This window comes from Achromobacter sp. (assembly GCF_032102605.1).
Classification (GTDB): domain Bacteria; phylum Pseudomonadota; class Gammaproteobacteria; order Burkholderiales; family Burkholderiaceae_B; genus Achromobacter.
This window is the reverse complement of sequence record NZ_DAMDGT010000007.1, coordinates 57258-69831: the sequence shown is the minus strand read 5'-3', so window position 1 is coordinate 69831 and position 12574 is coordinate 57258. Positions and strand designations below refer to the sequence as shown.

The following is a 12574-nucleotide window of genomic DNA, read 5'->3' as shown; positions in this document are numbered from 1 at the left end:
GGATACTAAGCGATCTCTTTCAGGACCTTGCCGATCTGCTCGAAGAGCTGGCCGATCTGGTTCTCGTCGATGATCAGCGGGGGCGACACGGCAATGATGTCGCCGGTGTAGCGCACCATCAGGCCGCTGTCGAAGCACTTCTGGAAGACCTCGGCGGCGCGCGCGCCAGGAGCGCCTTCGCGCGGGGCGAGTTCAATGCCCGACACGAGGCCCAGATTGCGCACGTCGATGACGTTCGGCGCGCCCTTCAGGCTGTGGGCGGCGTCCTGGAATGCGGCCGACAGCTTGCGCGCGCGGCCGAACAGGTCTTCGCGGCGGTAGATGTCCAGGGTGGCCAGGATCGCGGCGGCGGCCAGCGGGTGGGCCGAGTAGGTGTAGCCGTGGAAGAACTCGATGCCGCCCGCCGGGCCGTTGACGATGGCGTCGTGGACCTCGCGTCGCACCGCGACCGCGCCAGCCGGCACGGCGGCATTGCTGACGCCCTTGGCCATGGCGATGATGTCCGGCGTGACGCCGAAGAATTCGGATGCCGTGGCGGCGCCCAGACGGCCATAGGCGGTGATGACTTCATCGAAAATCAGCAGGATGCCGTGCTTGGACGTGATTTCACGCAGCTTTTCCAGATAGCCCTTGGGCGGAATCAGGACGCCGGTGGATCCGGCCATGGGCTCGACGATCACGGCGGCGATGGTGGAGGGGTCGTGCAGGGCGACGATGCGCTCGAGTTCGTCGGCCAGATGAGCGCCCCAGGCGGGCTGGCCCTTCGAGTAGGCGTTCTGCTCCAGGTTGTGGGTGTGGGGCAGGTGGTCCACCGAGGGCAGCAGCGCGCCCGAGAACGTCTTGCGGTTGGCCGAAATCCCGCCGACCGAAATTCCGCCAAAACCCACGCCGTGGTAGCCGCGCTCGCGGCCGATCAGGCGCGTGCGCTGGCCTTCGCCGCGCGCGCGGTGGTAGGCCAGGGCGATCTTCAGCGTCGTGTCCACGGACTCGGACCCGGAGTTCGTGAAGAACACGCGGTCCAACCCCTGCGGCATCAGGCCCGCAACCGCCGTGGCGGCTTCGAACGCCAGCGGGTGGCCCAGTTGAAAGCCGGGCGCATAGTCCATGATGCCGGCCTGGCGGGCGATGGCTTCGACGATTTCCTCGCGGCCGTGCCCGGCGTTCACGCACCACAGTCCGGCGGTGCCGTCCAGGATCTGGCGGCCGTCGGTGGAGGTGTAGTACATGCCTTTGGCCTTGGCCAGCATGCGCGGGTGGGCCTTGAACTGCTTGTTGGCAGTGAAAGGCATCCAGAGATGGGACAGGTCGGGCAACTGGGCGGGGGCGTTCATGGTGACTCCGGAAGGGGGGATAACCGCCGCGCCGACGGGCGGGGGAGCAGCGGATTTCGGACGATTCTGGAACGTCCCGCAGGGAATGAAAATATACAATCCGCGCATTTAGCGCTAACTGTATAGTTAGTGTCGCCGCAACTGTACAGTTATGCCGTGATCGACTTCCAACCCGTCCGTGGCCGCGGGCCAGCGCCAACCCTCGTCGAGCAGCTGGTCGCGGCCATTCTTGGCGCCATCGAGGCGCAGACCCTGCGTCCGGGTATGTCCCTACCCTCGGTGCGCGAGTTCGCCCGCCAGTACGGCGTCAGCACCTTCACCGTGGCCAGCGCCTATAGCCGGCTGGTATCGCAAGGGTGGCTGGCCGCGCGCCCGGGCGCGGGCTACCGGGTGGCCTCGCCCGATGCGCCTGCGCGCCGGACCGATCCGCCGTCGTGGGAACCGCCCCGGCTGAATGCCGGCTGGTTGCTGTCGGACATCTTCGCGGACCATTCCATCCCCATCAAGTCGGGCTGCGGTTGGCTGCCGGGCGAATGGCTGAACGAAGAAGGGCTGCACGTGGCCTTGCGCCACATGGGGCGCGTGCCCGCGATGCGCATCGCCAACTACGGGCATCCCTATGGCTATGCGCCGCTGCGCGAGACCATCGCCGCCAGCCTCAGCGCGCAGGGCATGGAGGTCGACGTTTCGCAGGTGCTGCTGACGCAAGGCGTGACGCACGGACTGGACACGGTGATCCGCACCTTGCTGCGTCCGGGCGATACCGTGGTCGTGGAGCAGCCCGCCTACGCCAATCTGCTGCAGCTGCTGCGCCTGGCGGGACTGCGGGTCATTGCGGTGCCTCGGACGATAGACGGGCTGGACTGCGACGCGCTGGAGCGGGTGGCGATCCAGCACCGGCCGCGCGCGCTGTTCATCAATACCGCGCTGCAGAATCCGTCGGGGGCCAGCATCAGCATGGCCAATGCGTTCCGCATCCTGCAGGCGGCGGAGCGGCATGGATTGTGGGTCGTGGAAGACGACATCTCGCGGGAGCTGGCGCCGGGAGTGACGCCCATGCTGGCGGCGCTGGACGGGGCGCGCAGGGTCGTCTACCTGGGCGGATACTCGAAGGTGATCAGCCCGTCGGTTCGGGTGGGGTACGTCGTGGCTCACCGCGACCTGGTGCGCGACATCGCACGCACCAAGATGGCGGTGGGATTGACCACGCCCGAAATCATGGAACGCATCGTGCACCAGGTCATCCGCGAAGGGCGGTATCGCGCGCATATCGAGCGCACCCGCGAACGCCTTGCCCAAGCCCACGTGGAAGTCGCCGAGCAGATGCGGCAGCATGGATTCGAAATCTATGGCCGGCCGCAGGGTGGCTTGTTCCTGTGGGCCAGGGTGGCCGGCCAATGGCGTGATCGCGGCGCCAACGGGCTGGCGGAACTGGCGCTGAAAGACGGTATCTGGCTGGCGCCCGGCTCTTACTTCGAGGCCGATGAGGCGGATACGCCCTGGGTGCGCTTCAACGTGGCGTATTCGGCGGCGCCCGCGCTGTGGCGGTTCATGCGCAATGCCGGCGCGGCCTAGCCGGCGAAGTCAGCGCGGCGATGCCGGGCGGTCGGGTTGTGGCGGGCAGAGCGCCCGTGGCAACGGGCACGAGCAGACGCTACGCGCGTTCGTAGGTGACGAAGTCGTAGCGGTAGCCGTTCTCTTCGGGCTGCGGCTCGCGCGCCGTTTCCTTCCATTGGAATGACGGCAGCAGCGGGAAGAACGCGTCGCCATCGACGTCGGCGTGGACCTCGGTGGCCAGCACACGCCGGGCCACGGGGAGCGCCTGGGCGTAGATCTGCGCGCCGCCGATCACGAAGGCTTCTTCGATGTCGCCGCATGCGGCGACGGCGGCCTCGAGCGTGGGCGCCGGAATCGCACCCTGGGCGCTGAAGTCGGGGTTGCGGCTGATGACGATATTGCTGCGGCCGGGCAGGGGGCGGCCCAGCGAATCCCAGGTCTTGCGCCCCATGATGATGGGATGCCCCAGCGTGCTGCGCTTGAAATGAGCCAGATCGCCCGGCAGCTTCCAGGGCAGGGCATTGTCGCGTCCGATGACGCGGTTGGTGGAATAGGCGACGATCAGGGTAAGGCTTGCGGGCATGCGTGCTTGCAACGGTTAGGGTTAGGGCAACGGGACGCCGTAAGCGTAGCAAATTGCGCCGGCGCCGGCCGTCAGTGCACCGCATGCTCCAGGAATTCGGTGGCCGGCATGGGCTTGCCCAGCAGGAAGCCTTGCAGCGAGTCGCAGCCCAGCCCCGTCAGGAACTTCTGCTGCGCCGCCGTTTCCACTCCCTCGGCCACGATGCGCAGATTCAACTGCTGAGCCAGCGCGATGATCGCGGAAACGATGGCGGCATCTTCGTTGTCGTTGTCGAGCTGGTTGACGAATCCGCGGTCGATCTTCAATTCGGTGGCGGGCAGCCGCTTCAGGTAAAGCAGGCTCGAATAGCCCGTGCCAAAGTCGTCGATGGAAATCGTGACGCCCAGGTTGGACAGGCGCTTGAGCACCGTCAGGCTGGCTTCGGCATCGCGCATGGCGGTGGATTCGGTGACTTCGATCGTCAGGCAGGACGGCGGGACGTTGTGCCGCGTGAGGGCCGAGCGCACCGTCTCGACCAGGCTGGCATGGGCGAACTGCAGCGCCGAGATGTTCACCGCGATGGTCCAGTGCCCCTGGCCGGCATCGATCCACTCCCGCATCTGGCGGCAGGCCTCGTTGATGACCCATTCGCCGATGGACAGGATCAGGCCCGTTTTTTCGGCCGTGGGGATGAACAGGTCCGGGCCCACCAGCCCGCGCGTGGGATGGTTCCAGCGCAGCAGCGCCTCGGCGCCCATGATGGGGCCGGCCGGCGCTTCGTACTTGGGCTGGTAGTGCAGGACGAACTGACCGCGTTCCTGCGCCAGCCGCAGGTCGTGCAGCAATTCGATCTGTTCGTGCGCATCCGCGTTCATGGACGGCTCGAAGAAGCTGTAGCCCGTGCCGCCCAGGCGCTTGGCGTGATACATGGCGGCGTCGGCGTTGGTCAGCAGGGAATGGGTGTCCTCGCCGTCGTTGGGATAGACCGCGATGCCCACGCTCGACGTGACAAGCACTTCGTGGCCGTACACCGTGACGGGGCGGGCGATGGCGTCGATCAACCGGTCGGCCACGTTGGCTGCGTCGGTGGGTTCGAGCACCTCGCTCAGCACGATGAACTCGTCGCCGCCCAGGCGGGCGACCGTGTCCTGCGTGCGCAAGGCCTGGCGGATGCGCTGCGCCAGGTCGATCAGCAGCGCGTCGCCGGTGTGGTGTCCATAGGCGTCGTTGACCGCCTTGAATCCATCCAGGTCGAAGAACAGCACGGCGAAATAGCCACGGCGCCGGCTGGCGCTTTCGATGGCCTGTTCCAGGCGGTCTTCGAGCAGGATGCGGTTGGGCAGCTTGGTCAGGGTGTCGTGCAGCGCCAGTTGCACCAGCTCTTCGTTGGCCTCGGCCAGCGAAGAGGCCAGGGCGGAGGTGCGCGCTTCAAGGCGGTTGTCCAGCACGGCGACGACCAGGGCAATGGCCAGCACGCTCAGGGTCACGGCCGTCACGGCGATCGCCAGCCAGCCGGCGGAGATTCCGGCGTCGGCCGCCATGCAGATGCTGCCGGCCGGAAAGCCCGCGGCTTCCATGCCGGTGTAATGCATGCCGACAATAGCCAGCCCCATGACGCCCGCGGCCAACGGCCGGGACAGCGCGACCCGCGGACCGTCTTGGCGCAATCGATAGGTGATCCACAGCGCCGCGCCCGAGGCGGCGACGGCGATGACGATGGACAGGGCGAGCCACAGCGGATCGTATTCAATCCCGGGCGCCATGCGCATGGCGGCCATGCCGATGTAATGCATCGCGGCGATGCCCGCGCCCATCAGCAGCGCGCCGGCGGCAAGCTGGCGCCAGGGAAGCTCGTCCTTGCAGACGATCCACAGGGCAAAGGCCGAGCAGCCGATGGCGATGGCCAGCGACAGCACCGTCAGCGCCAGGTCGTAGCCGGTGGGGATGGGCAGGCTGAAGGCCAGCATGCCGACGAAGTGCATGGACCAGATCCCGATGCCCATCGCGAACGCGCCACCCGCCAACCAGTATTTCGCGGCCGGCAGCCCCTGCGCGGCCTTGACGCGGTTGGCCATACCCAACGCCGTATAAGACGCCAGGATGGCGACCCCTAGGGATACGAGGACGAGCGAAGGGTTATAAGTTCCAACGAGCATTTATGAGGTCCTGTCCTGAGCGCATACGGCCGCTGCGCGGGGCACGAATTCAATTCAATTGGTAGTCAACAGTTGCATTCCGGTCGCAAGGATGGTCCTGCTCTCGACGCTGGCTATTCTCACACTCTCTTTGTAGGGATGGGGGATGCGGCGAGCAACGCCAGCGGTCGGCGTTGTACGGGCGCTGCGAATTGCGCGCCAAGTGGCCGGTCGAAACCCAACGGGGCGCGCGGCATGCTAGACGCGCGTCCGTGGCTAAGGCATGGGTTATACCGAAATCGAGCTTCCAAAAGCTCACCAATCTTCACCAAGGGCGGTTTGCCCCCGGCAGATGTGGGCGCGCGGCCGCTCTTTATACGGCCATGGCTGCGGTCAAGGGGGCGTGGTGCGTGTAACCGGCGAGCGAGAAGTCGCTCGGTTCCACCTTTTCCAGCCACTCGGGCTCGTACCGCCCGGTAACTGCGAAATCGGGAATGCGGTCGGACAGGACGAGCCGGGGCGACTCGTACGGCGTGCGCGTCAATTGTTCGCGCAGCATCGGCAGATGGTTTTCGTAGATATGCGCATCGCCGATGAAATACGTGAACCAGCGGGGGGTGTATCCCGTCAGGCGCCCCACCAGGTGCAGCAGCGCCGCGCCCTCGGTCAGGTTGAACGGCGTACCCAGTCCCACGTCATTGGAACGGATGTACAGGCACAACGAGATTTCGCGGGTGGTGGCGTTGGGCAGGAACTGGTACAGAAGGTGGCAGGGCGGAAGCGCCATTTCTTCGATCTGGGCCCAGTTCCAGCCGTGGAACAGAATGCGGCGGTCGCCCGGGCGTTCGTGGATGGTGTCCAGGCATTGCCGAAGCTGGTCGACCGCCTTGTACAGCAACACCTTGGGCACCCCGCCTTCGTCCAGGTCGGCGACCTTGGCGTAGCCCCGCGCCAGCGCGTCTTCGATCTGCGCCGGACGGCCGGCGTCCAGCATCTTGTAGGCAGGCCATTGGCGCCATTGCACGCCGTAGACAGGACCCAGATCATCCGGGCCTTCGCGATAGGGGTTGGCCAGCCATTGCGCGTTTTCGTTGGCGTTCTGGTCCCAGACCTTGCAGCCAAGCTCGCGGAACTCCGCGGCGCTGCGCGAGGCGCGCAGGAAGCCCACCATTTCGCCGATGGCGGACTTGAACGCCAGCTTTTTGGTGGTGACGGCCGGGAAGCCTTGTTGCAGGTCAAAACGCAGGGATGCCCCCGGCATGCTCAGAGTGCGAATGCCGGTCCGGTTGTCCTGCCATGAGCCGGTGTCGATGATGGATTGAACGAGGTCCAGATATTGTTTCATGGCGGTCCTTGCGCTTGCCCGTCAGGCGGGCGACGCAATCGCGCCGCCGCGAACCCGTCGCGGCGGCGCCTGTAAAGATAAAAGCAAGCCGAATTACACCACGCCGCGGGCGCGGCTCAGGCTGTGGCGGCGGCTTCCTGCGTGTCGACGATTTCCACGGAGAACGTCATCGCGGCGGTTTTTTCCAGCATCGCCGACGCCGAGCAGTATTTTTCGTGGGAAAGCTGCACGGCGCGCTCGACAGCGGCCTTCGGCAGGTTGCGGCCCGTCACGGTGAAGGCAAAGTGAATGCGCGTGAAAACCTTGGGGTCGGTGTCCGCGCGGTCGGCCTGCAGTTTGACGCTGCAACCGGAGACTGCGTGCCGGCCGCGTTTCAGGATCAGCACCACGTCATAGGCGGTGCAGCCGCCCGTGCCGGCCAGCAGCATTTCCATGGGGCGGGGCGCCAGGTTGTGCCCGCCGCCGTCCACGGCGCCGTCCATCACGGCCACGTGGCCGCTACCCGTGCTGGCGGTAAAGAGCATGCCGTTGGGGCCGCCCCAGTCGATCGTGCATTCCATTTTTGTCGCGTCCTTGAGCTTGAGCACAGTCAATGGCTGATGATACCCGTTGCGTACAATCCCCGGCACGAGAACCCCGCTCCGCATCAGGGGCGGAACGCGCTGACTTGCCTAGGAGTTGCCATGTCCACTACGTCGTCCAGAACAGGCCCCGTTTCGCTTCGTCGCCAGCCCGGCCCGTTGGACGCCTTGCTGGCCGAGGCCGACCGCGCCTTGCGCGTGCTGTCGGGCAGCGCCAGCGCGGGCCGTCCCTATCCGGCCAAGGCAGAGGAAACGCCGACGGCCCTGTCGCCAAAGGAAAAGCGCCACGCCGCCGGGCTCATGCGGGTCAATCACGTCGGAGAAGTCTGCGCCCAGGCGCTATACCGGGGCCAGGCGTCCGTATGCCGGGAACCCGCGCCCCGGGCGTTGCTGTTGAACGCCGCCACTGAAGAGGTGGATCACCTCGTCTGGTGCAATCAACGCCTGACGGAACTCGGCAGCCGGCCCAGCCTTCTGAATCCTCTCTGGTACGCGGGTTCGTTCGCGCTGGGTGTGATGGCCAGCGTCGCGGGTGTGCCGCGCAACCTGGGTTTCATGGCTGAAACCGAAAAGCAGGTCGAAGCCCACCTGGAAGAACATCTACGCACCTTGCCGGTGCAGGACGAACGGTCACGTCAGATCGTCCAGAAGATGAAAGACGACGAAGCCCAGCATCGCGCCAGCGCCGAGCAGGCGGGCGGCGTACCCCTGCCCATGCCCGTGAAAACCGCCATGCGGGCGATGTCCAAGGTCATGACCAGCACGGCGTACTGGATCTGAAAACGGAACGCGGCGAAATGTTGCAATGCGCAAAAGAGGCCGCGTCGTGGTGCGGACAGCACTGTTTTGGTGCAATTTCCAGGGTGGGATAACCCGCTGTCGTCTAGGGTTAGTCCGTAACGGGTAAACCCCTTCGGCATTAACCCGGTTTTCGACGAGGGCATTGACTGGCGCGGCTTTCCGCCCGGGGGCGCGGTAAATTGCGGCAAAAAAGCAACGCGCGCTTTGGCCTTAAAAAGAGATCAAAAAAAATCTTGCATCGCACAAAAAACCTCGGTACTATTCAGTCATCGGATGTTGAAACGCAGACGGCGCGGTGAAAACCCCGGAAGCGCAGCGAGCAGAAGGCCAGCTCCCAGCATGCCACGGTTGTCTCCTCCACCCTCCTCCTTTGGTGGATTTAGCCCGAGATCTCACGATCTCGGGCTTTTTTTTGCCTGCAATTGTTGTGTCCCCGTTTTTAGGTTGCTTGGCAACTCCTGGGTTCCGCATACACGCTTGCGGCAGGTTCAAGGCTCCGCATTTTCCCTTGGATATTTCGCGCTCCTCAGGGCGGAACGATCTACAATCCATTCATGAAACCAGTACTGCCGGGCGCTGCCACGCCAGCGCCTTCCGGTCACATGCGGGGCGGACGGATTTCCCGCCTCCCCGCGTTACGTTCTGTGCCGCGGAATTGCACTTCTTTATCCCTCCCATATATGGGAGTTACACCTGCCCCCGATAATGGCGGGCCTGTCTCGATAGACCAACCAGAGGTGATCCAGTGACCTGGCTGTATATATGCGTGGTCGCGTTCATGGTGGGGGGACTCATCGTGGCGTCCGAGCGCTGGCATGGCGCGTTTACGGGCGATAGCGACCTCAACAAGCCCCAAGCCAACCATTCCCGCGCGACGCCTCGCGTGGGCGGGCTGGCGGTGCTTGCCGGCACCCTTGCCGGCCTGCTGGTCCTCGGCCCCAGCAACATGACCCTTACCTGGCTTTGGCCCGCGCTGTTCGTTGCGGCGCTGCCCGTTTTCGTGGCCGGCCTGCTTGAAGACATTACCAAGGACATCGGCGCCAGCAAGCGCCTGTTGGCCGCATTCCTGTCGGCAGCCATCGCGTGGTGGCTGCTGGGCGGCGTAAGCCGCGTCGGCATGGCCCCTGTGGATTACGTGCTGTCGTTCTGGCCTGTGTCGCTGCTGTTCACCATGTTCGCCGTGGGCGGCTGTACCCATGCGCTGAACATCGTCGACGGTATGAACGGCCTGGCCGGCATGGTCGCCACGTTGATGGCGGTGTCGATCAGCCTGGTCGCCCTGCAAGTCGGCGATGTGCCGATCTTCCTGGTGGCCGCGGCGCTGGCGTCCGCCACGCTGGGCTTCCTCGTGTGGAATTTCCCGTTCGGCCGCGTGTTCCTGGGCGACGGCGGCGCGTACTTCCTGGGCTTCATGCTGGCTGAGCTGGCGGTGCTGCTGGTGGTGCGCAATCCGTCGGTGTCGCCGTTCTACGCGCTGGCCGTCCTGTTCTACCCCGTATTCGAAACCGGCTTCTCGATCTGGCGCCGCCGCTTCAAGCGCGGCGTGCCCGTCGACCAGCCGGATGCGCTGCACCTGCACCAGCTCGTGTTCCGCCGCCTGGTCCGCGTGACCTTCAGCCGCGGACGGCGTCACGCCGTCCCCGCGTTGTGCAATGCACTGGCATCCCCGTACATGTGGGTGCTGGCGCTGATCGGGCTGGTGCCAGCCACGATCTGGTGGGACAACGCCTGGGCGCTGAGCGCCAGCCTGGTGGTCTTCGCCAGTGTCTACATCTGGCTGTATGCGCGCCTCGTGTCCTGGCGCCGCCCGGGCTGGCTGCTGCTGCCTTCAGTCCTGCGAACCACCGATTAGTTTGAGTGCCCCGGCGATCTCCGCCGGGGGCTCGGTTATCCATCACCAGACCATATTTAAAATGCCGTAATCGTTCTACGGTGAAGGGAGAGTTATGTTGCGAATTCAGGATGTGAAACTCGCCGTCGTGGGCCTTGGCTACGTCGGCTTGCCCCTGGCCGTGGAATTCGGCAAGAAGCGTTCGGTCATTGGCTTTGACATCAACACGCGCCGCATCGATGCGCTGAAGGCTGGCCACGACCACACGCTGGAAGTCAGCGACGCCGAACTGGGCGAGGCCAAGCAGCTCAGCTATACCGCCGAGCGCGCCGAACTGGGCGAGGCCAACGTGTTCATCGTGACCGTGCCCACCCCGATCGACGAATACAAGCAACCCGACCTGACGCCGCTGGTCAAGGCCAGCGAAACCATCGGCGCGGTGCTCAAGCGCGGCGACATCGTCATCTACGAATCCACCGTCTACCCGGGCGCCACCGAAGAAGACTGCGTGCCGGTGCTCGAGCGCGTGTCGGGCCTGAAGTTCAACGTGGACTTCTTTGCCGGCTACAGCCCCGAGCGCATCAACCCGGGCGACAAGGAACACCGCGTCAGCACCATCAAGAAAGTCACGTCCGGCTCCACGCCCGAAGTGGCCGAGCTGGTCGACCAGCTCTACAAGGAAATCATCACCGCCGGCACCCACAAGGCCTCCAGCATCCGCGTGGCCGAAGCCGCCAAGGTGATCGAAAACACCCAGCGCGACGTGAACATCGCGCTGATCAACGAACTGGCCCTGATCTTCAACAAGATGGGCATCGACACTGAAGCCGTGCTGCAGGCCGCCGGCACCAAGTGGAACTTCCTGCCGTTCCGTCCGGGCCTGGTGGGCGGTCACTGCATCGGCGTCGACCCGTACTACCTCACGCACAAAGCCCAATCCATCGGCTACCACCCGGAAATCATCCTGGCCGGCCGCCGTCTCAACGATTCCATGGGCAGCTACGTGGTCTCGCAACTGGTGAAGTGCATGACCAAGCGCCGCATCCACGTTCAGGGCGCGCGCGTCCTGGTGATGGGCCTGGCGTTCAAGGAAAACTGCCCCGACCTGCGCAATACGCGCGTCGTGGACATCGTGCGTGAACTGGGCGACTACAACGTCGACGTGGATATCTATGATCCCTGGGTCGACACGGAAGAAGCGGTGCACGAGTACGGCCTGACCCCGGTCGCCAAGCCCGAGGAAGGCAAGTACGACGCCGTGATCCTGGCCGTGGCGCACAGCCAGTTCAAGCACATGGGCGCCGAAGGCATCCGCAAGCTGGGCAAGGCGCAACACATTCTGTACGACCTGAAGTACGTGCTGTCGCCCGCCGAATCCGATCTGCGTCTGTAAGGGATTTTGCAATGACCACTCGTTTTGAGACCATCACGCAGGAACTGGCCGCGTCGCCGCGCAAGTGGCTGGTGACCGGCTGCGCCGGCTTCATCGGATCGAACCTGCTGGAGACCCTGCTCAAGCTGGGCCAGTCGGTGACCGGCCTGGACAACTTCGCCACGGGCCACCAGCGCAACCTGGACGAGGTGCAAGGCTCGGTGACCCCGGAACAATGGGCGCGCTTCACCTTCATCGAAGGCGATATCCGCGACCTGGACGCATGCCGCCGTGCCGCTGAAGGCGCGGACTTCGTGCTGCACCAGGCCGCGCTGGGTTCGGTGCCGCGCTCGCTCAACGATCCCATCACCACCAACGACGTCAACATCGGCGGCTTCCTGAACATGCTGGTGGCCGCTCGCGACGCCAAGGTGAAATCGTTCGTCTATGCTGCGTCCAGCTCCACCTACGGCGACCACCCGGCGCTGCCCAAGGTCGAAGAAAACATCGGCAAGCCGTTGTCGCCGTACGCGGTCACCAAGTACGTCAACGAACTGTACGCCGACGTCTTCGCACGCTCCTACGGTTTCGAAACCGTGGGCCTGCGGTACTTCAACGTGTTCGGCAAACGCCAGGACCCGGACGGCGCCTACGCCGCCGTGATCCCGAAGTGGACCGCCGCGATGATCCAGGGCAAGGACGTCACCATCAATGGCGACGGCGAGACCAGCCGCGATTTCTGCTTTGTGGAAAACGCGGTGCAGGCCAACATCCTGGGCGCCATGGCTGCGCCCGAAGCCCGCAACCAGGTCTACAACGTGGCGGTCAGCGGCCGCAGCACCCTGAACCAGCTGTTCAGCTTCCTGGTGCAGGCCCTGGGCAATCAGGGCGTGGACTACGGCAAGCAGCCGGTGTACGGCGAATTCCGCGCCGGCGACGTGCGCCACTCGCAGGCGGACATCGGCAAGGCAAGCAGGCTGCTGGGCTACGCGCCCACGCACACGGTGCTGCAAGGCCTGGAAGTCGCCATGCCCTGGTACACGCAATTCCTGCGTTGAT

At 65.0% G+C, this 12574-nt stretch carries 10 protein-coding genes; 5 read left to right on the top strand and 5 right to left on the bottom strand.

The annotated features are described in order from the left end of the window. Positions 1-5 precede the first annotated feature (5 nt). Positions 6-1331 carry an aspartate aminotransferase family protein gene (locus RT614_RS16955; RefSeq protein WP_313623292.1) on the bottom strand — a complete coding sequence of 442 codons (1326 nt, stop codon included), beginning with the start codon at positions 1329-1331 and terminating at the stop codon, positions 6-8. Positions 1332-1487: 156 nt separating this feature from the next. Between RT614_RS16955 and RT614_RS16950 the strand changes: the two genes are divergently transcribed. Then, a complete protein-coding gene (locus RT614_RS16950; protein ID WP_313623515.1) occupies positions 1488-2906 on the top strand; it encodes a PLP-dependent aminotransferase family protein in 1419 nt (472 codons plus the stop codon). Between the two features lie 79 nt (positions 2907-2985). On the opposite strand, the gene RT614_RS16945 is transcribed toward RT614_RS16950, so the two are convergent. The 4 genes from RT614_RS16945 to RT614_RS16930 form a co-directional block, all read right to left on the bottom strand. Next, positions 2986-3471, bottom strand: a complete 486-nt coding sequence (locus RT614_RS16945) for a dihydrofolate reductase (protein WP_313623290.1) — start codon at positions 3469-3471, stop codon at positions 2986-2988. 71 nt (positions 3472-3542) lie between these two features. Continuing rightward, positions 3543-5606, bottom strand: coding sequence for a putative bifunctional diguanylate cyclase/phosphodiesterase (locus tag RT614_RS16940; RefSeq protein ID WP_313623289.1), 2064 nt, complete (start codon positions 5604-5606; stop codon positions 3543-3545). A gap of 352 nt (positions 5607-5958) precedes the next feature. After that, on the bottom strand, positions 5959-6930 hold the full coding sequence (locus RT614_RS16935) for a thymidylate synthase (RefSeq protein ID WP_313623288.1): 972 nt from the start codon (positions 6928-6930) through the stop codon (positions 5959-5961). Positions 6931-7046: 116 nt separating this feature from the next. Continuing rightward, complete coding sequence (locus tag RT614_RS16930) at positions 7047-7490, bottom strand: OsmC family protein (protein ID WP_313623287.1); 444 nt, start codon at positions 7488-7490, stop codon at positions 7047-7049. Between the two features lie 123 nt (positions 7491-7613). On the opposite strand from RT614_RS16930, the gene coq7 reads away from it, so the two are divergent. The 4 genes from coq7 to RT614_RS16910 all read left to right on the top strand — a co-directional run bounded on the left by coq7 (position 7614) and on the right by RT614_RS16910 (position 12573). Next, positions 7614-8291 carry a 2-polyprenyl-3-methyl-6-methoxy-1,4-benzoquinone monooxygenase gene (gene coq7, locus RT614_RS16925; protein WP_313623286.1) on the top strand — a complete coding sequence of 226 codons (678 nt, stop codon included), beginning with the start codon at positions 7614-7616 and terminating at the stop codon, positions 8289-8291. Between the two features lie 766 nt (positions 8292-9057). Beyond that, a complete protein-coding gene (locus RT614_RS16920; RefSeq protein WP_056325286.1) occupies positions 9058-10164 on the top strand; it encodes an MraY family glycosyltransferase in 1107 nt (368 codons plus the stop codon). Positions 10165-10258: 94 nt separating this feature from the next. Then, positions 10259-11536 carry a Vi polysaccharide biosynthesis UDP-N-acetylglucosamine C-6 dehydrogenase TviB gene (tviB, locus tag RT614_RS16915; RefSeq protein WP_313623285.1) on the top strand — a complete coding sequence of 426 codons (1278 nt, stop codon included), beginning with the start codon at positions 10259-10261 and terminating at the stop codon, positions 11534-11536. Positions 11537-11547: 11 nt separating this feature from the next. Next, entirely contained in the window at positions 11548-12573 is a 1026-nt protein-coding gene (locus tag RT614_RS16910; RefSeq protein ID WP_313623284.1) for an SDR family oxidoreductase, read from the top strand. The last annotated feature ends 1 nt before the right edge of the window (position 12574 follow it).

Excerpts from the sequence above, each read along its gene's own strand:
- RT614_RS16955 (WP_313623292.1), bottom strand. The coding sequence starts at position 1,331 with ATGAACGCCCCCGCCCAGTTGCCCGACCTGTCCCATCTCTGGATGCCT.
- RT614_RS16945 (WP_313623290.1), bottom strand. The coding sequence starts at position 3,471 with ATGCCCGCAAGCCTTACCCTGATCGTCGCCTATTCCACCAACCGCGTC.
- RT614_RS16940 (WP_313623289.1), bottom strand. The coding sequence starts at position 5,606 with ATGCTCGTTGGAACTTATAACCCTTCGCTCGTCCTCGTATCCCTAGGG.
- RT614_RS16935 (WP_313623288.1), bottom strand. The coding sequence starts at position 6,930 with ATGAAACAATATCTGGACCTCGTTCAATCCATCATCGACACCGGCTCA.
- RT614_RS16930 (WP_313623287.1), bottom strand. The coding sequence starts at position 7,490 with ATGGAATGCACGATCGACTGGGGCGGCCCCAACGGCATGCTCTTTACC.
- coq7 (WP_313623286.1), top strand. The coding sequence starts at position 7,614 with ATGTCCACTACGTCGTCCAGAACAGGCCCCGTTTCGCTTCGTCGCCAG.
- tviB (WP_313623285.1), top strand. The coding sequence starts at position 10,259 with ATGTTGCGAATTCAGGATGTGAAACTCGCCGTCGTGGGCCTTGGCTAC.
- RT614_RS16910 (WP_313623284.1), top strand. The coding sequence starts at position 11,548 with ATGACCACTCGTTTTGAGACCATCACGCAGGAACTGGCCGCGTCGCCG.